19 protein-coding genes are annotated in these 21,961 nt (G+C 71.9%); 3 read left to right on the forward strand and 16 right to left on the reverse strand.

Annotated features, from left to right (window positions below):
* Positions 1 to 43: 43 nt before the first annotated feature.
* The 13 genes from QRN56_RS08695 to hrpB all read right to left on the reverse strand — a co-directional run bounded on the left by QRN56_RS08695 (position 44) and on the right by hrpB (position 15,290).
* On the reverse strand, positions 44 to 2,380 hold the full coding sequence (locus tag QRN56_RS08695; protein WP_285102433.1) for a RelA/SpoT family protein: 2,337 nt from the start codon (positions 2,378 to 2,380) through the stop codon (positions 44 to 46).
* A gap of 76 nt (positions 2,381 to 2,456) precedes the next feature.
* Positions 2,457 to 3,029 (reverse strand): adenine phosphoribosyltransferase, encoded by a 573-nt coding sequence (locus tag QRN56_RS08700; RefSeq protein ID WP_285102487.1) that lies wholly within the window; start codon positions 3,027 to 3,029, stop codon positions 2,457 to 2,459.
* Between the two features lie 22 nt (positions 3,030 to 3,051).
* Positions 3,052 to 4,143 (reverse strand): protein translocase subunit SecF, encoded by a 1,092-nt coding sequence (gene secF, locus QRN56_RS08705; RefSeq protein WP_285102434.1) that lies wholly within the window; start codon positions 4,141 to 4,143, stop codon positions 3,052 to 3,054.
* On the reverse strand, positions 4,143 to 6,035 hold the full coding sequence (gene secD, locus QRN56_RS08710; RefSeq protein WP_350224560.1) for a protein translocase subunit SecD: 1,893 nt from the start codon (positions 6,033 to 6,035) through the stop codon (positions 4,143 to 4,145). The genes secF and secD overlap by 1 nt, the downstream gene beginning before the upstream one ends.
* Positions 6,036 to 6,116: 81 nt before the next feature.
* Complete coding sequence (gene yajC, locus QRN56_RS08715) at positions 6,117 to 6,548, reverse strand: preprotein translocase subunit YajC (RefSeq protein ID WP_285102489.1); 432 nt, start codon at positions 6,546 to 6,548, stop codon at positions 6,117 to 6,119.
* A 139-nt stretch (positions 6,549 to 6,687) separates the two neighbouring features.
* Positions 6,688 to 7,767 (reverse strand): Holliday junction branch migration DNA helicase RuvB, encoded by a 1,080-nt coding sequence (ruvB, locus tag QRN56_RS08720; RefSeq protein ID WP_285102435.1) that lies wholly within the window; start codon positions 7,765 to 7,767, stop codon positions 6,688 to 6,690.
* Positions 7,760 to 8,386 (reverse strand): Holliday junction branch migration protein RuvA, encoded by a 627-nt coding sequence (gene ruvA, locus QRN56_RS08725; protein ID WP_285102436.1) that lies wholly within the window; start codon positions 8,384 to 8,386, stop codon positions 7,760 to 7,762. Before ruvA ends, ruvB begins: the two co-directional genes overlap by 8 nt.
* Before the next feature lie 102 nt (positions 8,387 to 8,488).
* Positions 8,489 to 9,055 carry a crossover junction endodeoxyribonuclease RuvC gene (gene ruvC, locus QRN56_RS08730; protein ID WP_285102437.1) on the reverse strand — a complete coding sequence of 189 codons (567 nt, stop codon included), beginning with the start codon at positions 9,053 to 9,055 and terminating at the stop codon, positions 8,489 to 8,491.
* Between the two features lie 60 nt (positions 9,056 to 9,115).
* Positions 9,116 to 9,877, reverse strand: a complete 762-nt coding sequence (locus tag QRN56_RS08735) for a YebC/PmpR family DNA-binding transcriptional regulator (protein WP_285102438.1) — start codon at positions 9,875 to 9,877, stop codon at positions 9,116 to 9,118.
* Between the two features lie 68 nt (positions 9,878 to 9,945).
* Positions 9,946 to 10,581: a pyridoxal 5'-phosphate synthase glutaminase subunit PdxT gene (gene pdxT, locus QRN56_RS08740; RefSeq protein ID WP_285102440.1), complete on the reverse strand. Its 636-nt coding sequence runs from the start codon at positions 10,579 to 10,581 to the stop codon at positions 9,946 to 9,948.
* Positions 10,582 to 10,688: 107 nt separating this feature from the next.
* Complete coding sequence (locus QRN56_RS08745; protein WP_285102441.1) at positions 10,689 to 11,663, reverse strand: Abi family protein; 975 nt, start codon at positions 11,661 to 11,663, stop codon at positions 10,689 to 10,691.
* Positions 11,664 to 11,910: 247 nt separating this feature from the next.
* On the reverse strand, positions 11,911 to 12,558 hold the full coding sequence (locus QRN56_RS08750) for an NUDIX hydrolase (protein WP_285102442.1): 648 nt from the start codon (positions 12,556 to 12,558) through the stop codon (positions 11,911 to 11,913).
* A gap of 188 nt (positions 12,559 to 12,746) precedes the next feature.
* Positions 12,747 to 15,290 (reverse strand): ATP-dependent helicase HrpB, encoded by a 2,544-nt coding sequence (gene hrpB, locus QRN56_RS08755; protein ID WP_285102444.1) that lies wholly within the window; start codon positions 15,288 to 15,290, stop codon positions 12,747 to 12,749.
* A gap of 43 nt (positions 15,291 to 15,333) precedes the next feature.
* On the opposite strand from hrpB, the gene QRN56_RS08760 reads away from it, so the two are divergent.
* Positions 15,334 to 16,224, forward strand: coding sequence for a hypothetical protein (locus QRN56_RS08760; protein WP_285102445.1), 891 nt, complete (start codon positions 15,334 to 15,336; stop codon positions 16,222 to 16,224).
* Positions 16,221 to 16,916 carry a hypothetical protein gene (locus QRN56_RS08765; protein ID WP_285102446.1) on the forward strand — a complete coding sequence of 232 codons (696 nt, stop codon included), beginning with the start codon at positions 16,221 to 16,223 and terminating at the stop codon, positions 16,914 to 16,916. The genes QRN56_RS08760 and QRN56_RS08765 overlap by 4 nt, the downstream gene beginning before the upstream one ends.
* A gap of 37 nt (positions 16,917 to 16,953) precedes the next feature.
* Here QRN56_RS08765 and QRN56_RS08770 read toward each other — a convergent pair whose 3' ends face one another.
* Entirely contained in the window at positions 16,954 to 18,360 is a 1,407-nt protein-coding gene (locus QRN56_RS08770) for an FAD-dependent oxidoreductase (protein WP_285102448.1), read from the reverse strand.
* Positions 18,361 to 18,510: 150 nt separating this feature from the next.
* Between QRN56_RS08770 and QRN56_RS08775 the strand changes: the two genes are divergently transcribed.
* Entirely contained in the window at positions 18,511 to 20,010 is a 1,500-nt protein-coding gene (locus QRN56_RS08775; protein ID WP_285102449.1) for an SDR family NAD(P)-dependent oxidoreductase, read from the forward strand.
* A 48-nt stretch (positions 20,011 to 20,058) separates the two neighbouring features.
* On the opposite strand, the gene QRN56_RS08780 is transcribed toward QRN56_RS08775, so the two are convergent.
* Both QRN56_RS08780 and pdxS read right to left on the reverse strand, forming a co-directional pair.
* The gene (locus tag QRN56_RS08780; RefSeq protein ID WP_350224561.1) at positions 20,059 to 20,934 is read right to left on the reverse strand and encodes a S41 family peptidase; all 876 of its coding nucleotides are present in this window, start codon (positions 20,932 to 20,934) and stop codon (positions 20,059 to 20,061) included.
* Between the two features lie 101 nt (positions 20,935 to 21,035).
* Complete coding sequence (pdxS, locus tag QRN56_RS08785; RefSeq protein ID WP_199718178.1) at positions 21,036 to 21,938, reverse strand: pyridoxal 5'-phosphate synthase lyase subunit PdxS; 903 nt, start codon at positions 21,936 to 21,938, stop codon at positions 21,036 to 21,038.
* Between the last annotated feature and the right edge of the window lie 23 nt (positions 21,939 to 21,961).

Below are 21,961 nucleotides of genomic sequence, written 5' to 3' on the forward strand. Positions count from 1 at the left end.
ACGTGCAGGTCACCCGAGTGACCTGTACGTCTGACAGGACGGTTCAGACCGGCAGCTGCGGCCGCTCGACCGGCTTGGTGCCGGTGATGCGGTGCACGTCGAACACACCCTCGACCTTGCGCACCGCCGACAGGACGGTCGCGAGGTGTGCGGGCTCGGCCATCTCGAAGATGAACCGGGAGACCGCCAGCCGGTCGTCCGACGTCGAGACGAACGCCGACAGGATGTTCACGTGGTTCTCGGACAGCACGCGGGTCACGTCCGACAGGAGCCGCGAGCGGTCGAGCGCCTCGACCTGGATCTGCACGAGGAACATCGTGTTCGCGCCCTGCGTCCACTCCACCTCGACCAGGCGCTCGGGCTGCTTGCGCAGCCCGTCCAGGTTCACGCAGTCCGTGCGGTGCACGCTCACGCCCTGGCCGCGGGTCACGAAGCCCACGATGTCGTCGCCCGGCACCGGGGTGCAGCACTTGGCCAGCTTGACCCAGACGTCGGCCGACTCGGAGCCCTTGAGCATGACGCCCGGGTCGCCCGACCGTACGCGCCGGGCGGTGAGCCCGCCGGGCCGAGCCGCCTCGGCGACGTCCTCCTCCGCGCCGTCCGCGCCACCCAGGGCCTTGACGAGCTTCTCGACCACGTGGGCCGAGGAGATCTGACCCTCGCCGACGGCCGCGTACAGCGCGGACACGTCCTGGTAGTTCATCTCGTCCGCGACCCCGACCAGGGTCTCGTGCGACATGAGGCGCTGGATCGGCAGGCCCTGCTTGCGCATCGCCTTCGCGATCGAGTCCTTGCCGGTCTCGACGGCCTCCTCGCGGCGCTCCTTGGTGAACCACTGCCGGATCTTGTTGCGCGCGCGCGGCGACTTCACGAACCCGAGCCAGTCGCGGCTCGGGCCGGCCGTCTCCGACTTCGAGGTGAGGATGTCGACGACGTCGCCGTTCTCCAGCGGCGAGTCCAGCGGCACCAGGCGGCCGTTCACGCGGGCGCCCATGGTGCGGTGGCCCACCTCGGTGTGCACGGCGTACGCGAAGTCGACGGGCGTGGCGCCGCCAGGCAGCGCCATGGCCGAACCCTTCGGCGTGAAGACGTAGACCTCGTCGCCGCCGATCTCGAACCGCAGCGAGTCGAGGAACTCGGCCGGGTCGGCGGTCTCCCGCTGCCAGTCCACGAGCTGGCGCAGCCAGGCCATGTCCTGGTTCTTCGGGTCGTTGCCGCCCGCCGCCGGCGTCTTCTCCTTGTACTTCCAGTGCGCCGCGACGCCGTACTCGGCGCGCCGGTGCATGTCGTGCGTCCGGATCTGGATCTCCACGGGCTTGCCGCCCGGGCCGATCACCGTCGTGTGCAGCGACTGGTACATGTTGAACTTCGGCATCGCGATGTAGTCCTTGAACCGGCCGGGGACCGGGTTCCACCGCGCGTGCATGGCACCGAGCGCCGCATAGCAGTCGCGCACGGTGTCCACCAGGACACGCGTGCCGACCAGGTCGTAGATCTCCGCGAAGTCGTGACCGCGCACGATCATCTTCTGGTAGATCGAGTAGTAGTGCTTGGGCCGGCCGGTCACGGTGGCCTTGATCTTGGCGCTGCGCAGGTCCGACTCGATCTGCCCGCGCACCACGCCGAGGTACTCCTCGCGGGCGGGGGCGCGCTCGGCCACCAGGTGGACGATCTCGTCGTACACCTTGGGGTACAGGGTCTGGAAGGAGAGGTCCTCCAGCTCCCACTTGATCGTGTTCATGCCCAGGCGGTGGGCCAGCGGCGCGTAGATCTCGACGGTCTCGCGCGCCTTGCGCTCCGCCGACTTGGACGGCACGTACTTCCACGTGCGGGCGTTGTGCAGGCGGTCGGCCAGCTTGATGACCAGCACGCGGATGTCCTTGGCCATGGCCACGACCATCTTGCGCACGGTCTCGGCCTGCGCCGCGTCGCCGTACTTCACCTTGTCGAGCTTGGTCACGCCGTCCACGAGCAGCGCGACGTCGTCGCCGAACTCGCCGCGCAGCGTGTCCAGCGAGTAGTCGGTGTCCTCCACCGTGTCATGCAGCAGCGCGGCCGCGATCGTGGTGCCCTCGAAGCCGAGCTCCGCGAGGATCGTGGAGACGGCGACGGGGTGCGTGATGTACGGGTCGCCGCTCTTGCGCATCTGCCCGCGGTGGGCCTTCTCGGCCACCACGTAGGCGCGCTCGATGAGGGCGACGTCGGCCTTGGGGTGGTTGCTGCGGATCGCCTGCAGCAGCGGCTCGATCGCCGCGGGGGTGCCGCCACCGATGCTGCGCACGCCCAGGCGCACCAGCCGGTTGCGCATCCGGTTGCCACCCGGAGGGGTGGGCGGGTTCTTCTCGGGCACCGGAGCGCGTGACACCGTGTTCTCCGCCATGTACGCGCCTCCTTCCCCGGGATGAAACCCGGAGTCGCCAGTCTAGCCCTGGACCTCTATTCGCCGTCCGACCGGATCATTCACCGGACGGGGTGTCCACCCGCAGGAGAGTATCGACGTTGTGGCCCTGGAGCCTGTCGCGCCCGTGAAGCGCCTCCAGCTCGATCAGGAAGGCGAGCCCGGAGACGACTCCACCGCACTGCTCCACCAGCTCTGCTGCGGCCGCCGCGGTACCGCCCGTGGCGAGAACGTCGTCGATGATGAGAACGCGCGCACCGGGGGTGAGTGTTCCCGAGCGCAGCTCGATGGACGCGGAGCCGTACTCCAGGTCGTACGAGACGCTGTGCGTGGGCGGCGGGAGCTTGCCCGCCTTGCGCAGGGGCAGGAAGCCCAGGCCGAGCGCGTGGGCCACGGGCGCGCCGAGCAGGAAGCCGCGCGCCTCCATGCCGGCCACGACGTCCACACCGTCGGCCAGCGCGAGGCGGGTGAACGCCTCCACCACGTCGGCCAGGCCCTCGGCGTCGGCCAGCAGGGGCGTGATGTCCTTGAAGAGGACACCGGGAGAGGGAAAGTTCGGGACGTCCGCGATCAGGTCGCGAACGCGCGTCGCCCTCTCCGGCGCCAGGCCGGAGAGGGCGACGTCGGTCATGTCGTCTGCCACGAGGCGGAGCCTACCGGCGACGCCTGGGCTGAGCCGCCTGTCCCTGGTGGTGACCGGGGACGAGCTGGGCCGAACCGGACGCGGCAGCGGCCAGCATGCCCTCGTCCGCGCCCTCGGCCACGAGACCCGCGCGCAGGTCCATGACCTTCTTGGTGTGGGCCGCGATCTTGGGCTCGCGCTCACGCAGCGTCACGTCCAGCGGCGTCGCGAAGAAGAGCGACGACAGCGCACCCGCCGCGATACCGACGAACAGCGACAGGGAGATGTCCTTCAGCGTGCCGGCGCCCAGCAGGAAGCCACCCACGAAGAGGATGCCCGCGACGGGCAGCAGCGCCACCACGGAGGTGTTGATGGACCGGACCAGGGTCTGGTTCACCGCGAGGTTGGCCCGCTCGGCGTAGGTGCTGCGGGTCTGCTCGGTCACCGAGGCGGTGTTCTCGCGCACCTTGTCGAAGACGACCATCTTGTCGTACAGCGAGAAGCCCAGGATGGTCAGGAAGCCGATGATCGTGGACGGCGTGACCTCCCAGCCGATCACCGCGTACACGCCGGCCGAGACCAGCACGTCGGTGAGCATGGCCACGATGGCCGCGACCGACATGCGCCAGGCGCGGAAGTAGACCGCCATGAAGACCGCCGCCGCGAGCACGAACGCCACGGTGCCCCACAGCGCCCGCAGGCTCACGGACTGGCCCCAGGTCGGGCCGATGAAGTTCGACGTGACCTCGTCGACGCTCACGCCGTAGGCGCTGGCCAGCGCCTCGCCGACCTGGTCGGTCTGCTCGCTGTCGAGCTCCGAGACCTGCACGCGGACGGCGTTCGCGCCGACCTGGCTGACGTGCGGCTCCTCGCCGGGAGCGACGGTCGCGACCGCGTCGATCGCGACGTCCTCGTCCGTGGTGGAGACACCCGAGACGGTGAACTCGGAGCCGCCGCGGAAGTCGATACCGAGGTTCAGGCCCTGGAAGACGAGCACGAGGATCGACGCCGCCGAGAAGAGCGCGACGATCGAGTACCAGAGCCGCCGCCGCTGGACGATCGGGTACGACCTACGACCGGTGTAGAGGTCGTTACCCCACTGAGCAAAGCCACCCCGCGCCATCAGCTGTTCTCCTCGTTCTGAGCCGGCTGGGTCGTCTCTGCGGACCCTGCGGCAGCCTTGCGCTCGGCGGCACGCCGCTCCGCGATCGTCATCCTGCGGCCGTCCTCGGCGGTGCGCGGCGCCGGGGTCACGGACTGCGCCGTGACCAGCTCCCGGTCGGGCTCGGCGGTGCCGAGGTCGGGTGCGTCGGTCGTCGCGTCCGGCCGCGCGCCGGAGAGCTGGCCGGCGCCCCGGTACCGCGGCGTCACCTCGATCCGGTCGGCCGAGAGCCCCGACCACTTGTGGCCGTCGCGGAAGAACGGCACCTTGGCGAGCAGCTCCATCATCGGGTGCGTGAACCAGATGACCACCATGACGTCGATGATCGTGGTCAGACCCAGGGTGAACGCGAAGCCGCGCACGCCGCCGACGGTCATGAAGTACAGGATGACCGCGGACAGCAGGTTCACGGCCTTCGCGGCGTAGATCGTGCGGCGCGCACGGACCCAGCCGCGCTGGACCGCGAGTCGCAGCGACCTGCCGTCGCGCAGCTCGTCACGGATACGTTCGAAGTACACGATGAACGAGTCCGCGGTGAAGCCGATGGCCACGATCAGACCTGCGACACCCGGCAGGGACAGGCGGTAGCCGATGCCCCAGCTCAGGAGCGCGATCACCACGTAGGTCATGGCGGCCGCGACCACCAGCGAGGCGACCGTCAGCAGGCCCAGCGCGCGGTACTGGAACAGCGAGTACACGACGACGAGCGCGAGGCCGATCAGACCGGCGATCAGGCCGCGCTGGAGCTGCTCGGAACCGAGCGTGGCGGAGATCGTGTTCTGCCCGTCGACCTGGAAGGTCAGCGGCAGCGAGCCGAAGCTGAGCTGGTTGGCCAGCGTGGCGGCCGACTCCTGCGTGAAGGAGCCCGAGATCTGCGCCTGACCGTTGGTGATCGCGACGTTCGTGCTCGGCGCCGACACGACCAGGCCGTCCAGCACGATGGCGAACTGGTTGCGCGGCTGCTCCAGGTTCACCAGGCGCTCCGTGGTCTCACGGAACTCCTTGGTGCCCTCGGTGTTGAAGTCGAGGTTGACGCCCCACTCGTTGGTGACCGTCCCGTTCGCGCCCGGCATGAGGCCCGACGACGCGCTGGTCAGGTTGGTGCCGTCCACCTCGACGGGGCCCAGGATGTACTTGGCCGCGCCGGTCTGGTCGCACGTGACGAGCAGGCGGTCCGGGTTGTCCCCGCCGCCGCCCTCGAGGTTCTTGGGGTCGGTGCAGTCCAGCGCGTCGTACGCGGCCTGGACCGACGGCGTGATCTGCGCCAGGTCCGAGGGGTCGGTCGCCGCCTTGATCGCCTTGTCCTGCTCGGCGAGGTCCTCCTTGGTCGGCTCGGCCGCCGCGGCCGCGTCGCCGCCGTCGGCCTGGGCGTCGTCGCCCGTGCCGTCCGCGGACGCCGACGGGCTCGCCGAGGGCTGCGTCGTCGGGACCGGGTTGCCGATGGCCAGGACCGGGCGGAACTTCATCTGCGCGGCCTTCGAGATCAGCGCGACGGTCTCGTCGTCCACCTCTCCCGGGATCTCGACCACGATCTGGTTCGACCCCTGGGCAGCGATCTCCGCCTCGGTCACGCCGTTGGCGTCCACCCGCTGCCGGATCACGCCGATGGCCTCTTCCATCGCCTCGGGGGTGATCTCGGAGCCGTCGGAGGTCACCGCCTTCAGGATGACCTGGGTGCCGCCCTGGAGGTCGAGGGCCAGACCGGGTGCCAGGCTCGCGCCGTCCGGATTGTCGCTCGACTTTCCGTCGAGCTGCCAACCTGCCAAGAGGGCGCCGAAGGGCAGCAGGATCGTCAGGATCGTCAGGAGCACGATCGTGCGAACCGGCCGCGAGCGCCGGGTGTCAGTCGCCAACGTCTGTCTCTTCTCGTGTGCGCGCCGGGGTACGTCCGGCGCGGGTTCGGCGCCGTCCGGGGTCACCGGACGGCGCGGCCGTCACTTGCCGTCTGCGTCGGCGTCCCGTCGCTGCTGCTCCCGGTACTCGCGCTGGGCGGTGTCGAGGCCAGACAGATCGTCGGGGACGTCGGTCGCGTCGGGGCTGATCGTACTTCCCGTTTCGCTCTTTGCTGTGACGTCGACCTCATCTGCCGTGTTGTCGGTGTCCGCGTCGTCGGCGACGGGCTCCTCGACCTGCTTGGAGATGGCGGCGCGGAGCCAGGTGGTCTGGCTGCCGGGGACGGACTCGATGGTCACCTGGTCGTTCGCGTCGTCCACCTCGACGACGGTCCCGATCATCCCGGAGGCGGTCATGACCTTGGCCCCGACCGTGAGGTTGTTCCGGAACTCCGCCGCCGCGCGCTGCTGCTTGCGGGTGCGGGAGGACATGAAGAACATCGCCACGAGGAGGATCGCGACGAGAATGAGCATTTCCACGGTGAGGTCCCTGTTCGATTGCTGTGTCGGATGTGCTGCGCACGTTCGTGGCGCACGACGAGGATCCCAACCAGTGTAGTGCTCGGGCGTGGATCCCCGGGCTGCCCGCGGTGGGGGCGCCACAACGACAACGTCAGGGGTCGAGCAAAGTTCCCGGGCCGGTGGTGCCGGTCGTGGCGCCGGCCGCCTGCGCGGGCGGCGTGAGGCCCAGGTGCTCCCAGGCCGCGAGGGTCGCGACACGGCCGCGCGGGGTGCGCCCGACCAGCCCCTCGCGGACGAGGTAGGGCTCGGCGACGGTCTCGACGGTCTCGGCCTCCTCCCCCACGGTCATGGCGAGCGTGGACAGGCCGACGGGCCCGCCGCCGAACCGGGTGCACAGGGCGGTGAGCACCGCGCGGTCGAGGCGGTCGAGGCCGATGAGGTCGACCTCGTAGACCTCCAGGGCCGCCCGCGCGGCGTTCAGGTCGAGGCGGCCGTCGCCGCGCACCTGCGCCCAGTCGCGGACGCGGCGCAGCAGCCGGTTCGCGATGCGGGGGGTGCCGCGGGAGCGGCCGGCGATCTCGTGCGCGGCGGCGTGGTCGAGGTGCACGCCGAGCAGTCCGGCGGAGCGCAGGATGACCCGCTCCAGCTCCTGCGGCGTGTAGTAGTCCATGTGCCCGGTGAACCCGAAGCGGTCGCGCAGCGGGGCGGGCAGCAGGCCGGAGCGGGTGGTGGCGCCGACCACGGTGAACCGGGGCAGCGCGAGCGGGATCGCGGACGCACCGGCACCCTTGCCGACCACGACGTCGACCCGGAAGTCTTCCATGGCGACGTAGAGCAGCTCCTCGGCGGGGCGGGCCAGGCGGTGGATCTCGTCGATGAACAGCACGTCGCCCTCCTCCAGGGAGGACAGGACGGCGGCGAGGTCGCCCGCGTGCTGGATGGCGGGTCCGCTGGTCAGGCGCAGGTGCGACTCGAGCTCGCCGGCGATGATCATGGCCAGCGTGGTCTTGCCGAGCCCGGGCGGGCCGGACAGGAGCACGTGGTCGGGCGGGTTGCCGCGCGCGATCGCGGCCTGCAGCACCAGGGAGAGCTGGTCGCGCACGACGCGCTGGCCCACGAAGTCGTCGAGCCGCTTGGGGCGCAGCGCGGCCTCGGCGGCGCGCTCGATCTCGTCGGCGCTCGGGGCGACGATCCGGCCGCCGCCCTCCGTCTCGGTCGAGACCTCAGCCACGGTGGCCTCCCAGCACGCGCAGGGCCGCGCGCAGCGTCGAGGCGACCTCGTCGGCCGCCACGGAGTCGGCGCCCGCCTCGGCGAGCACCTTCGCCACGGCGTCGTCGGCCTGCTTGGCGGGCCAGCCCAGGCCCGCGAGGGCCTCCACGACCCGCTCGGAGTGGTCGGTGGCGCCCGCGGCGGCGCTGGGCGCGGCCTCGGCCGGCGCGAGGCCGGACGGCGGCCCCAGCCGGTCGCCGAGCTCCAGGACGATGCGCTGGGCGCCCTTGCGTCCGATGCCCGGCACGCGGGTCAGCGCGGCGAGGTCCTCGCCGGCGACGGCGCGGCGCAGGGCGTCCGGGGTGTGCACCGCGAGCATCGCGAGCGCCAGGCGCGGCCCGACGCCGGAGACGGTCTGCACCACCTCGAACACGTCCCGCTCGTCCGGGTCGCCGAACCCGTAGAGCGTCATCGAGTCCTCGCGGACCACCATGGTCGTGGCGACACCGGCGGTCTCGCCGACGCGCAGCCCGGCCAGGGTGGCGGGGGTGGCGTGCACCAGGTAGCCGACGCCGCCGACGTCGACCACCGCGCGGTCCAGACCCACGTGGGCCACGGTCCCCGTCAGCGAGGCGATCACGGGCTCCCCCTCCTTGCCTGCTGGTCCGGCTCGCCGAACCAGTATCGAACGTCAGTGCGAGGAGCCTAACAAGCGGAGGGAGGTCTCCGGGGAGGCACGCCGTCAGCGGCGGGGGCGCTGCTTGGCGGCCTGCTCGGCCGCGGCCCAGGCGCGCTGCGCGGGCGTGAGCTCGTGCCGGTCGCCGCCCTGCAGGGCCCCGGCGGGGCGCCACAGGTGGCAGACGGCGAGCGCGAGCGCGTCGGCGGCGTCGGCGGGCCGCGGCGCCTCGTCGAGGTCGAGGATCCGGGTGATCATCGTCGTCACCTGCGCCTTGTCGGCGCGCCCCGAACCGGTCACGGCTGCCTTGACCTCCGACGGGGTGTGCAGCGCGACGGGCACGCCGCGGCGGGCCGCGGCCACCATGGCCAGGCCCGCCGCCTGGGCGGTCCCCATCACCGTGCCGACGTTGTGCTGCGCGAAGACGCGCTCGACCGCCACCACGTCCGGGACGTGCTCGTCGAGCCAGCGCTCCAGGCCCTCCGCGATCCGCAGCAGGCGCAGGTCCGTGGACAGGTCCACGTCCGAGCGGATCACGCCGACGGCCACCATCCGGGCCCGCCGCCCGGGCAGGGAGTCGACGACGCCGACGCCGCACCTGGTCAGACCGGGATCAACACCGAGAACGCGCACGGAGAAACCCTCTCACGTGCGGGTTCCTTCCCTGCGCGGACACGGCCGGGGGGGTGAGTGCTACTCCTCCTCGTCGAGCGCCGCCATGACCTCGTCGCTCGCGTCGAAGTTGGCGTAGACGTTCTGCACGTCGTCGCTGTCCTCGAGCGCGTCGATGAGGCGCATGATCTTGCGGGCGCCCTCGACGTCCACCTCGACCTGCATGGAGGGGTGGAAGATCACGTCGGCCGAGTCGTACTCGATGCCAGCCTCCTGGATGGCCGTGCGCACGGGCACCAGGTCGGTCGCCTCGGTGAGGACCTCGATGACCTCGCCCTGGTCGGTGACGTCCTCGGCGCCGGCGTCGAGCGCGGCGAGCATGACCTCGTCCTCGCCCACGCCGTCGGCCTTCGGCACCACGATCAGGCCCTTGCGGGAGAACAGGTACGACACCGATCCCGGGTCGGCGAGGTTGCCGCCGTTGCGGGAGAACGCCAGACGGACCTCGGAGGCCGCGCGGTTCTTGTTGTCGGTGAGGCACTCGACCAGGACGGCGATGCCGTTGGTGCCGTAGCCCTCGTACATGATCGTCTGGTAGTCGACGGCGTCGGCGCCCTCGCCGGAACCGCGCTTCAGCGCACGGTCGATGTTGTCGTTCGGGACCGACGACTTCTTCGCCTTCTGGACCGCGTCGAACAGCGTCGGGTTACCGGCGAGGTCGCCGCCGCCCGTCCGCGCCGCGACCTCGATGTTCTTGATCAGCTTCGCGAAGAGCTTGCCGCGCTTGGCGTCGATCGCGGCCTTCTTGTGCTTGGTCGTGGCCCACTTGGAGTGACCTGACATGCCTCTACCTGACTCCTTGCATTTCGATGGCTCTTATCAATGGCTGACGAACGGCGAGGGGAACCCGCTCAGCCGCCCGCGACCATGCTGACGAACAGCCCGTGCACGCGCGCGTCCCCCGTGATCTCGGGGTGGAAGGCGGTGGCGAGCAGCGACCCCTGCCGTGCTGCGACAATCCTACCGGCGGCCGCCACAGGACGGCCTTGCGTATCCACAGCCGGGATGCGGGACAGCACCTCGACCTCGGGCCCGGCCTCCTCGATCCAGGGGGCGCGGATGAACGCGGTACGCACCGGGCCGCCGTCGCCGACGTCGGAGATCCCCGCGAAGTCGAGGTCGGTCTCGAACGAGTCGACCTGCCGCCCGAACGCGTTGCGCCGGACGACGACGTCCATGCCGCCGACGGTCTGCTGGTCGGCGGTCCCGTCCAGGATCCGGTCGGCGAGCAGGATCATCCCCGCGCACGAGCCGTACACCGGCAGACCCTCCTTGATGCGGGCCTGCAGCAGGTCGCGGAGCTCGAAGATGCGCAGCAGCTTGTCGATCGTCGTCGACTCGCCGCCGGGCAGCACGAGCCCGTCGACCGCCGCCAGCTCCCCCGGCCGACGCACGGTCACGCCGTGCGCCCCCGCGGACTCGAGGGCGGCCAGGTGCTCGCGGACGTCACCCTGCAGGGCCAGGACGCCGATGGTCGGGTTGCTCACAACCGTTCATTCTACGGCGGCGGCCGACAGACCTGGGACGTCACCGGCTGTGCCCCCGCAGGGGAACAGCGGCAGACGAGCGGCCCATGACCTGTTGGCCCGCTGCTCTACGACATCAGATCAGCCCACTCGGCCGGGAATCCCATGTCGGCGAGACTGACCACCCCGTCCGCAGGGAAGTCGGAGAGCAGGCGCACCAGCTCGGCCTTCCAGTCGCCGTCCATCGAGACCTTCTCCATCAGGAAGCACAGCACCATCAGCGCCGGGTAGAACCGGGCACGATCGCGGTGCTCAAGCCCGGCGAGATGCTTGAGCCCCTTGATCCCCTGCAGCGCCGACACACGCACGGTGTCCGTGAAGTGCCGGTTCCAGAGCCGCGCGTGGTGCGCGCACGTGTTCCGGGCGATGTTCAAGGTTCTGAGCCAGTTGGCGAGGACCGCCCCGTCGCCGGCGCCCGTCCGGTCGACGACGTCGAGCCGGCGGGCGATCTCGTCACGGTCGCGCCGCTTGAGCCCCTGGAAGAGCACCGAGAGCGCGCCGAAGTCCAGGACCTCCAGAGCTGCCCAGATCGGCAGGTCGCCTCCGTACTTCCGGCCGTAGTGCGCCACGTACTCCTCGGACGACCGGGCCTGGTGTGCGCGAAGCTTGCCCACCCAGCTCGCGTGCCGCGACGGCCGGCCCTGACCGGACGTGGAGAAGCGCGTCTCGAGGTGCCCGGGATCGAGGTGTGCGAACGGTCCGCGACGGCCCAGGACATCGGTCACCTTCACCCGGATCGCCACCTCGATCCGCTCGATGGCGTCCATCGTCAGAAGCTTGAGCCGACGATCGAACTCGTACACCCGCAGCACCTGGTTCAGGTCCGTGCCCGGGCCTACGTCGGCAGTGCGCACAGGGCGGCCGTGGCGGGACGAAGCGGCCTGGTCGATGACACGGTAGGGATACCAGTAGCCGCTGAGGCGGTGATAGCCGATCTGGCCCAGCGCGAACACGCACGACGCGTCGTCGAGCCGCATGCCGCGTCGTCTCAGCAGGGCTTCCTGCTGCAGGATCGACAGGTGCGGCTTCAGGTACCGGGACATGGCGCTTCCTCGAGATTGCGGCCGGTTGAGGCTTGGGCAGTCGCAGGGACGTCGAAGGTCCCGCTCACTGGCTTCTCGAGGATAGGAGTGCTTCCGCAAATCCTCTAGGCGAAAGCGTGATGGCCGAGGACGGAGACACATGAAGACCGGCCCGTGATCGCTAGGCGATCAGAGGGACCGGTCGTGTTACCTCAATTCTACGGGGAGCTCCGGCGTGACGCAACGGACGCACCGCGGCTCGGCGGGCTCAGTCGTCGTGCTGCTCACCCAGGTGGCGGACCTCGCCGTCCCAGCCGGCCACCAGGTGGTCGATGACCTCCGGCAGCTCCGGCGGGAACACCTCCAGCGGCTGCGCCCGCAGCTCCGCCGCCGTCAGCCAGGCCATCTCGTCGAGCAGCTCGCGCTCGGCGTCGGTCCAGCCGTCGGCGGTGACCTCGATGGCGTCCGGGATGCGGGCGAAGTAGAAGACCTCGTACTGCCGGCACGTCTCGGCGAAGAAGTCGAAGATGCCCGTCCGCGTGAGCACGGGCCCCACCAGTGCTCCGTCAGGGAGGTCGATGCCCACCTCCTCGCGGGTCTCGCGCTGTGCAGCCTGGACCGGCGTCTCCCCCGCGTCGATGCCGCCGCCCACCGTGAACCACCAGGACCGTTCCGGCTGGTTGACATCGTGCCCGCGCATGACGAGCACCCGGCCGGTGTCGTCCATGAGCAGGACGCGCGCCGCCGAGCGCTCGCGGACGCCGTCCGGCCCAGGCACCCAGTCGTCCCCGAGGGACGTGGTGCCGGGCCCGACGGCCGACGGCGCGACGGCCGTCGGCGCGACTACTGACGGCCCAGGCGCTGACGGCGCGGCAGGCCGGTGCTGGTCGGAGGTCTCCGGCGGGTGACCCGTCATGCGGTGTGCTCCTCGTGCTGAGCGTCTGAGTGCTGGCGATTCGGGGGGCCGGACGTCCCCTGCGGACGGTCCGGTGCCCACAACGTACCGTCCGCGACCCGCCCGGCGTCCGCCCTGCCACGCTCATCGGCCCGGCGCCGACACGGCAGGCTGCCCGCGGGTGCCGCCGCGCGGCGCAGAGGAGGTACTCACCGGCGCGGCTTCACCCGCCCGGTCGGCACCGCGGTCAGCGGGTCCTCCGGCCACGGATGCCGTGGGTACCGGGCCCGGAGGTCGGCCCGGACCTGGGGGTAGCCCTGCTTCCAGAAGGAGGCGAGGTCGCTCGTGATCGCAGCCGGGCGTCCCGCGGGCGACAGCAGGTGCAGGACGACCGGGACGCGGCCGTCCGCGACGGCCGGAGTGGCGGTCCAGCCGAACACCTCCTGCAGCTTCACCGCGAGGACCGGCGGCTCGACGCCGTCGTACGCGAGCCGGACCTGCGAGCCCGACGGGACCCGGAGCCGTTCCGGTGCGAGCTCGTCGAACCGGGCCGCCGCGGGCCAGGGCAGCAGTCGCCGGAGCGCCGACGCGACGTCGATGCGGTCGAGATCGCGCGACCCGCGCACCGCGGCGAGCTCGGTGCCCAGCCATCCGTCGAGACCGGCCAGCAGCGCGTCGTCGTCGACCGCGGGCCACGGGGCGCCGAGGTGGGCGTGGCAGAACGCCAGCCGCTCGCGCAGGGCGAGCGCGGCCTCCGACCAGCGCAGCACGGACAGGCCGCTGCGCCGGATGCCGTCGCGGACGGCCGCCTGGACCAGCAGCGGGTCGGGCTTCGCCAGCGGGACGTCGCCCAGCACGATCGCGCCGAGCGTCTCGACGCGTCGCGTCACGATCCGGCCGTCGTCCCAGCGGATCTGGTCGGTGGTCGAGACGAGGTGGCCCGCGACGTCGCGCGCGGTCTGCTCGTCGATCGGCACCGCGGACCGGATCCTCGCGTCGGCGCGACCGGGCGCCCGGTCGGCGACCGCGATCGCCAGCCAGGTCGTGGACCGCAGCGGCGACTGCGGGTCCAGTGCGGCACCCGTACCACCTGACATCTGGTAGGTCGCCGAGCCGGACCCCCGGACCCGCGCGATCCGCTCCGGGTACGCCAGCCCCACCACGATCCCCATCGCGAGATCGTCCGGTACCCCGCGCGTCGCCGGGCCGGCCGCACCGTCCGACGGGTCTCCGGTCGTCGCACCGCCGCCGGTCGCCGTGCCCCGGCCGAGGCGCTTCGTCTCCTCCCGCCAGCGGGCCGTGGCTCCCCGGTCCTCGCCACGGCGCAGGGCTCGCCAACGGGCCGGCAGGTCGTCGCCGAGGCCGCGTCCGGAGTCGTCCGAGAGCAGCGCGACGACCTCGCGTGCCCGGTCGGCGCCGACCCGCGGCGTCCCGTCGAGCAACGCACGAGCCAGGCGAGGGTGCGCGCCGATCGCGGCCATCCGCCGGCCTCGATCGGTGATCCGGCCGTCGTCGTCCACGGCGTCGACACGGCGCAGCAGCTCGGTGGCCGCGGTCATCGCCGGCGCGGGCGGCGCGTCGAGCAGGGTCAGACCGGCACCGCCGGGTGCGCCCCACGCGGCGAGGTCCAGGGCGAAGGAGGCCAGGTCGGCGATCGCGATCTCCGGCGCCGGATGGTCGTCGAGCCGCGCGTGGTCGGTGGCGGACCAGCACCGGTAGACCCGGCCGGGCGCCTCGCGCCCGGCGCGGCCCGCCCGCTGGTCGGCCGACGACCGCGAGACCCGGCAGGTGACCAGCGCACCGAGGCCACGGGACTGGTCGGTCCGCGGCTCCCGGGCCAGACCCGAGTCGACCACGACCCTGACCCCGGGCACGGTCAGCGAGCTCTCCGCGACCGACGTCGTGACCACGATCCGGCGCGTGGCGGACGGCGCCAGCGCGCGGTCCTGCTCGGCCCGGGACTGGCGGCCGAACAACGGCAGCACGTTCTCGCCGGCCAGCCGGCGCGTCACGCCGTTGATCTCGGCCTCCCCCGGGACGAACACGAGCACGTCGCCCTCGTTCTCGGTCAGCGCGCGCCGGACGACGGCCGCGACGTGGTCCAGCAGGCGCGGGTCGACCCGTCCACCGGGCAGCAGCGGCGCGGGGACCGGCGGCGGGGTCCACTCGACCGCCACGTCGAACAGCGCGGCGGACGCGGTGACCACCGGCGCCGGGTCGTCCGTGCCCAGCGCGCGGCTCAGCCGGACCGTGTCCGCCGTGGCCGAGGTCGCGACGATCGCCAGGTCCTCCCGGAGGTTGGCCCGGACGTCGACGCAGAGCGCGAGCAGCAGGTCGGCGTCGAGGTGCCGCTCGTGGCACTCGTCGATCACGATCGCGGCGACCCCCGGCAGCTCCGGGTCCCGCTGCAGACGCCGCACGAGGAGCCCCGTCGTCACGACCTCGACCCGCAGTCCGTCGCCGCCGCTGCGCTCACCGCGCATCGCGTAGCCGATCCGCCGCCCGAGCGGTTCGCCGACGAGCGTCGCCAGCCGGGCCGCCGCCGCGCGGGTCGCCATCCTGCGCGGCTCGGCGACGACGACCGTGCCCCCGAGCGCGTCGGCCAGCGCGAGCGGCAGCAGCGAGGTCTTCCCCGATCCGGGCGGCGCGACCAGCACCGCGGTTCCGCGCGACCGCACGGCGTCGACCGTCGCGGGCAGGACCGCCCGGACGGGCAGGTCCGCCCCCGGCGTCGACAGATCAGGCAGCAGCACGCCCCGACCGTAACCGACGGACCGCCTGCAACAATGCGTTCTCGTGAACCATCGGCTGGACCTCGGGTCCCGGAAGTTCTGGCGGCTGGTCGGAAGGCCCGTCGACCTCGCCGGCGAACACTCCTGGTTGCGCGCCCCGGTGAGTCGTTCCTCCACCGTCGGGGACGGCTGGCTCGCCGCCGAGGCCGCGCACCACGGCGGCACGGTCGACGACGACGTGACCACCGATCCTTCGACCGGCCCGGCATCCCGTCCGGCACCCGGCCTGCTCCCGGCGATGACGGTGCTCGACGGTCCCGGGTTCGACGCCTCCCGGCTGGATCCACGGATCCGCGACTTCTACGAGCACACCGCCGCCTGGCACATGGACGTGTGGAGCGGATGGTCACCGCTCTTCTGGCCGGCCGGCGAGCTGATCGCGCGGCTGTTCGCCCGCCGGATCGAGCAGCTCTCCCTCCCGATGCGGCCGCTCGACGTCGCGCACGGGATGGACAGCCGGGTCCGCGTGATCCGCGACCGGGACGGCGCGCAGGTGGGCGCCGCGTGGCTGCGGACGCTCCGGCCGTCGGGCCGCTACGTGTTCAGCGGCTGCTACTCGGCACGCAGGCTCCCCGGCAGCACGCAGCCGAGCGTCCACGTCGCGTTCCCGCTCGAGTCCGGCAACGTCCAGGTGTTCCTGCGCCCCGCCGTCAGCGCCGAGGGCGGGCTCGTCCTGGAGTCGCCCCCGGGACGCTTCGGGCAGGACGGCGCGTACGTCGTCGTGCACGACGGCGGACGGGACTTCGCCGCGCGCGTCCCGCTCCACGAGACCTTCCGCCTGTACACCGACCCGTACGGTGTGCTCCGCACCGACCACGAGCTGCGGATGTGGAGCACCTGGATGATGCGCCTGCACTACAAGATGGACCGCGAGAAGACGGGGCGCGCCCGATGATGCACACCTTCCACCTCGCCGAGCTGCCGGCCGCCGTGACGGCACGCGCGCTGCTGCGAGCGCCGTCGGGCACCACCACGCCCGGGCTGGACCACGCCGAGTGCCTCGCCCTCATGCGCCTGGGGGCGCCCACCGTCTCCCTGGACCGGCTGCAGCTGCGGCGGATCGCGGTCTTCGCGCAGTGGCGCGACGAGGACGCCCTGGACCGCTTCCTGTCCGACGACGCGCTCGGCCGGCACCTGGCGACCGGCTGGCACGTGCGGATGGAGTACCTGCGCCGCTGGTCCCGGCTGGCGGCCCTGCCCGGCCTGCCCGCCCGGACCGGCGGCTGGGACCAGGACGAACCCGTGGTCGCGGTGACCGTCGCGCGGATGCGGCTGCCCGAGGTGCCCCGGTTCCTGCGGGTGGGCAAGCCCGTCGAACGTCAGGTGCGCGACCACCCCGGCACCACGCTCGCCCTCGCCGCCTTCCGGCCGCCGCGCACCATCTCCACGTTCTCCGTGTGGCGCACCGTGCGCGAGATGGAGTCGATGGTGCACGGCCGCTCCGACCCCGCGGACCGACGGCACGTGGACGCCATGGTCGAACGGCGGCGCCGTGACTTCCACCACGAGTTCGCGACGTTCCGCTTCCGGCCGCTCGCGGAGCACGGCAGCTGGGAGGGTCGGACCGGGATCGTCCCGGTGGGCTGATCCGGCCCTGGATCGTCCTCGGGCGCCACCGATCCGATCAGGCGGCGGCGACCCGCGGCAGCAACGTCTCGGTGAACTGCCAGATCAGGGACGAGTCGTGCGTGTGGAAGGCCGCCCCCGAGTAGTAGGTGCGGTTGCGGCCCTGGAGCGTGGCGAGCCGGCGGTAGAAGCCCGCGCGGACGGCGGCGGCCGGCACCGTCAGCTCGAACGGGGTGTGGCTGGCGAAGGTGGCGAAGTCGGGGCGCGTGGTCGGTACGGTGCCGGCCTCGTGCAGGCGGCGGACGCTCGCCCGGATCTCGGCCTGCACCGCCTGGTCCGACAGTGCGACGGGGCTGCCGAACTTGACGTTGTGCAGACCGGGAAGGCCGGTCGGTGAGATGACGTAGACGCCCGGGAGCTGGGGCACGTTGTACGGGGTGTCCAGGCCGATGTTGCGCACCGACACGTTGTCGGGGATGCCGGAGTCGCGCAGCACCCCCGTGTAGTAGGCGCTGTGGCGGAACTGGCCGAAGAGCTGGCGCTCCAGGCCGTCGAGGTCGAACCCGTCCAGGTTGCCGAGCAGGGGCGGGATCGTCACCAGGACCTTCCGAGCACGGATGGTCCGGCGTCCGGCGGGCGTGTCGACGCGGACCGAGGCGTACCGCCCTCCGTGACGCTCGGTGGAGACGACCCGGCTGTGCAGCAGGACGTCGTCGCCCAGCTCGGCGAGCGCCTTCTCGTAGAGCTCGCTGTTGTTCCGGCGCTCGGTGCTGAGGAAGCCGGTCTGGAGGTTGCGCAGGATGTCCGAGCCGAAGTTCTTCATCACGTACAGGGTCGGCTGGCGCAGCAGGTCTCCGAGGCCCTGGCCGAACTGGACGACCGTCGGCACCACCTCGTCGAGGCCGTACCGGCGCACGAAGTCGCCGAACGGCAGGAGCAGGTCCGCCGGCACCGGGTCGGGCAGCTCGAAGCCGTGCTCCAGGTACGGGAACCTGGCGAGCTGCTCGCCGTACAGGGCCAGCGCAGCGACGGGGTTCGGCGGCGCGTAGCCCTGGACCTCGCGGCCCGTGCGGTAGTCGGCGTAGACGGTCTCTCCGCCGCCGAACGACGCCTTCCGCAGCGGGATGTCGAAGCGCTCGAACCACTGCCGCACCAGCGGCTGGTCGTGCCAGACGACGACGCCGATGTCGAGGGTGCTGCCCGTGGCGGGATCGGTGTACGTCTGCGTGTGCCCGCCGAGCCGCCCGTCGCGTTCGACCACGACGACGCTCTGCCCCAGCTCCCGGAGCCGGATCGCCGCGTACGTCCCGGCCGCGCCACCACCGATCACGGCGACGTCGCGCACGATGTCACGGGGGCCGCCTGGTTCCGAGCCGGCCGCGGGGCTCGTCGCCACGGACCCGAGCGCCACCGCCCCGGCGCCCGTCCCGATCAGTCTCAGCATCTCTTTACGGCTCAGGTTCATGGCGAGTTCCTCTCGGAGGGCAGCGCAGCATCGCGGCAGGTGCGAGCTCGTAGATCTTCGTCACATCGGGGGTACCTATTTGTCCCAAACGTCCGGTGCACCATAGCAACGGGTGGTCGTGCCGCACAGGGCGACAGTTATCCTTCGGCGGTGCCAACGAAAGCGGGGATCGACCCGGACGAGCTCGCCACCACCCTGCGGGTGCTGGGCCAGCTCCATGACCTCGAGCCCGACCATCCCGACGTCCAGACTGTCAAACGGGCGACCGGTTACATGTGGAAGCTGCTCAAGAAGTCCCGCAAGGCCGCGGTCCGCGAGGAGATCCAGGCGCACGACCGGAGCATCATCGAGCGGACGGCGACCGGTTCGGCGGCGCGGATCGACGACGAGACCGCGGGCATCCCGCTGGTCTCCTCCGTGCCGGGGGCGTTCGCCGGGGAGCTGCGCACCGCCCGCGGCTGCTACATCTGCAAGACGGACTACGTGCTGGTCGACTCCTTCTACCACTGGCTGTGCCCGGACTGTGCCGCGAAGAGCCACGCGCGGCGCGACCAGCGCACGGACCTGACCGGCCGCCGCGCCCTGCTCACCGGGGGCCGGGCGAAGATCGGCATGTACATCGCGCTGCGCCTGCTGCGCGACGGCGCCCACCTCACCATCACCACCCGCTTCCCGAAGGACGCGGTGCGCCGCTTCTCGGCGATGCCCGACGCCGCCGACTGGCTGCACCGGCTCAAGGTCGTCGGGATCGACCTGCGTGACCCCACCCAGGTGATCGCCCTGGCCGACGACGTCGCCGCGGCGGGACCGCTCGACATCCTGGTCAACAACGCCTGCCAGACGGTCCGCCGGTCCCCGGGGGCCTACTCGCAGCTCGTCACGGGCGAGTCGGCGCCGGTCGCCCCGCTTCCCCACGGGCTCCAGCCGCCGGAGATGGTCACGTTCGACCGCGTCTCGGAGGCGCACCCCGCGGCGATCGCGGGGGCGCTGGCCGCCCTGTCGGTCGCCCACCACGAGGGCGAGTCGGAGCGCGACGCCGTCGCGACGCACACCGCGGCGTCCCTGACGGCGCTGGCGCTCCGGGCGGGCTCGGCCTCCCTGGACGCCCACCTGGCCGGCACGGCGGTCGACGCCGGCGGGCTGCTCCCCGACGTGCAGAAGAACAACTCGTGGACCCAGGTCGTGGACGAGGTCGACCCGCTGGAGCTCCTGGAGGTCCAGCTCTGCAACGCGATCGCGCCGTTCCTGCTCATCTCACGGCTGCGGCCCGCGATGCGGGCCGCGACGGCCACGTCGCGACGCGGGTACGTCGTCAACGTCTCGGCGATGGAGGGGCAGTTCTCCCGCCGGTACAAGGGCGCGGGGCACCCGCACACCAACATGGCCAAGGCCGCCCTGAACATGTTGACCCGGACCTCGGCCGGGGAGATGTTCGAGAAGGACCGCGTCCTGATGACCGCGGTGGACACCGGGTGGATCACGGACGAGCGCCCGCACCAGGAGAAGCTGCGGATCGCGGCCGAGGGCTGGCACGCGCCCCTCGACCTGGTGGACGGCGCCGCCCGCGTCTACGACCCGATCGTCCAGGGCGAGGCCGGGACCGACCTGTACGGCTGCTTCCTCAAGGACTACGAGCCGTCGCCCTGGTAGGGGCGTAGCCACAGCAACGCGCCGGGGAGCCATGGCTCCCCGGCGCGATCACAGCGCGAGTGCGACGTCGACCGCCTGCTCGGCGGGACAGGAGTGGTCGGGAACGACCCCGACGCCCTCCCAGTTGGTGCCGGTGACGGCGTGCACCGACCGCGCGATCGGCACGTGGAGCTGCAGGTTGGGGGTGAGGTCGAACGCCTCCCGGGGATGGGCCCCGCCCACCGTCGTCTCCCCGACGACGACCGCACGGCCGAGGGCCTGCAGGTCGTAGGCGAGCTCCTCACCGCCGCTGAACGTGCGGCTGCTGGTGAGGACGACCACCGGGACGTCGGGCAGCCTCGGGGCTACGTCCGGCGTGGTGAACGACGGTTCGACGGCGCCGTCACGGTGGACGAGGTCCAGGAGGTGCACCGGCTCGTCGCCGAGCAGGTGGCTCACCAGCAGGGCGACGGACTCGGGCACGCCGCCCACGCACCCGCGCAGGTCGACCACGAGACGGCCCACGCCCTGCAGCAGCGTGAACGCCGCCGACGCGCCCGGGCGGACGTACTCCGGCGGCAGGATCAGCGGGCCGATCGTCAGCAGGCCCACGTTGCCGTCGAGGCGGCGCACCTCGCTGATGGCGGGGCCGTGCTCCCGGGCCAGCGCGGCGAAGTAGGCGCGCACCTCCTCCTCGTCCTGCTCGGGAGGCACGCCCTCCGGGTAGTGCCGGACCCGCAGGTGCCGGTCGCCGTTGACCGACTGCAGCACGGTCGTGGCAGCCTCGGCGAACGTCGGCTCGTCGACCGCATCGACGGTGAGCTCGTCGAGCGCGTCTGCGACGCTCCGTGCCACGTCGGGAAAGACGTAGTGGGTTCTCACGAGGTCCTGGACCTGGGCGATCAGCATGCGCGGAGTCAACCGAACGGCCTGACGAGGCGTCAACGGGTTTGCGAGGCGGCCCCGCGGACGGCGGCGTCCTGGAGGAAGAGCGGAGGGGCCCCGCGGACACGAAGTCCGCGGAGCCCCTCCGACGACGGTTCAGCTCACCAGCCGCGCTCGGCCAGCCGGTGCGGCTCCGGGATCTCGTCCACGTTGATGCCGACCATGGCCTCGCCCAGACCGCGGGAGACCTTGGCGATCACGTCGGCGTCGTCGAAGAACGTGGTCGCCTTGACGATGGCCTCGGCGCGCTGCGCCGGGTTGCCCGACTTGAAGATGCCCGAGCCGACGAAGACGCCCTCGGCACCGAGCTGCATCATCATCGCGGCGTCCGCCGGGGTGGCGATACCGCCCGCGGTGAATAGCACGACGGGCAGCTTGCCGGTGGTCGCGATCTCCTTGACCAGCTCGTACGGCGCCTGCAGCTCCTTGGCGGCCACGTACAGCTCGTCCTCGGGCAGCGACGTGAGGTGGCGGATCTGCTGCCGGATCTGGCGCATGTGCGTGGTCGCGTTCGAGACGTCGCCGGTGCCGGCCTCGCCCTTCGACCGGATCATCGCGGCACCCTCGGTGATGCGGCGCAGCGCCTCGCCCAGGTTGGTCGCACCGCACACGAACGGCACGGTGAAGTTCCACTTCTCGATGTGGTTCGTGTAGTCCGCCGGCGTCAGCACCTCGGACTCGTCGATGTAGTCGACGCCGAGCGACTGCAGCACCTGCGCCTCGACGAAGTGCCCGATGCGCGCCTTCGCCATCACGGGGATCGAGACGGCCTCGATGATGCCGTCGATCATGTCGGGGTCGCTCATGCGCGACACGCCGCCCTGCGCACGGATGTCCGCGGGCACCCGCTCGAGCGCCATGACGGCCACCGCGCCCGCGTCCTCGGCGATCTTCGCCTGGTCGGGCGTGACGACGTCCATGATGACGCCGCCCTTGAGCATCTCGGCCATGCCGCGCTTCACGCGCGCGGTGCCGACCGTGCCCACGGTGTTCTCGCCGGTCACGGATTCAGTCACGGTTACCTCGC

The organism is Promicromonospora sp. MEB111, assembly GCF_030209445.1.
GTDB lineage: Bacteria > Actinomycetota > Actinomycetes > Actinomycetales > Cellulomonadaceae > Promicromonospora.

Excerpts from the sequence above, each read along its gene's own strand:
- QRN56_RS08700 (WP_285102487.1), bottom strand. The coding sequence starts at position 3,029 with ATGACCGACGTCGCCCTCTCCGGCCTGGCGCCGGAGAGGGCGACGCGC.
- QRN56_RS08770 (WP_285102448.1), bottom strand. The coding sequence starts at position 18,360 with ATGAACCTGAGCCGTAAAGAGATGCTGAGACTGATCGGGACGGGCGCC.
- QRN56_RS08695 (WP_285102433.1), bottom strand. The coding sequence starts at position 2,380 with ATGGCGGAGAACACGGTGTCACGCGCTCCGGTGCCCGAGAAGAACCCG.
- QRN56_RS08765 (WP_285102446.1), top strand. The coding sequence starts at position 16,221 with ATGATGCACACCTTCCACCTCGCCGAGCTGCCGGCCGCCGTGACGGCA.
- secF (WP_285102434.1), bottom strand. The coding sequence starts at position 4,143 with ATGGCGCGGGGTGGCTTTGCTCAGTGGGGTAACGACCTCTACACCGGT.
- QRN56_RS08735 (WP_285102438.1), bottom strand. The coding sequence starts at position 9,877 with ATGTCAGGTCACTCCAAGTGGGCCACGACCAAGCACAAGAAGGCCGCG.
- QRN56_RS08750 (WP_285102442.1), bottom strand. The coding sequence starts at position 12,558 with ATGACGGGTCACCCGCCGGAGACCTCCGACCAGCACCGGCCTGCCGCG.
- yajC (WP_285102489.1), bottom strand. The coding sequence starts at position 6,548 with ATGCTCATTCTCGTCGCGATCCTCCTCGTGGCGATGTTCTTCATGTCC.
- QRN56_RS08745 (WP_285102441.1), bottom strand. The coding sequence starts at position 11,663 with ATGTCCCGGTACCTGAAGCCGCACCTGTCGATCCTGCAGCAGGAAGCC.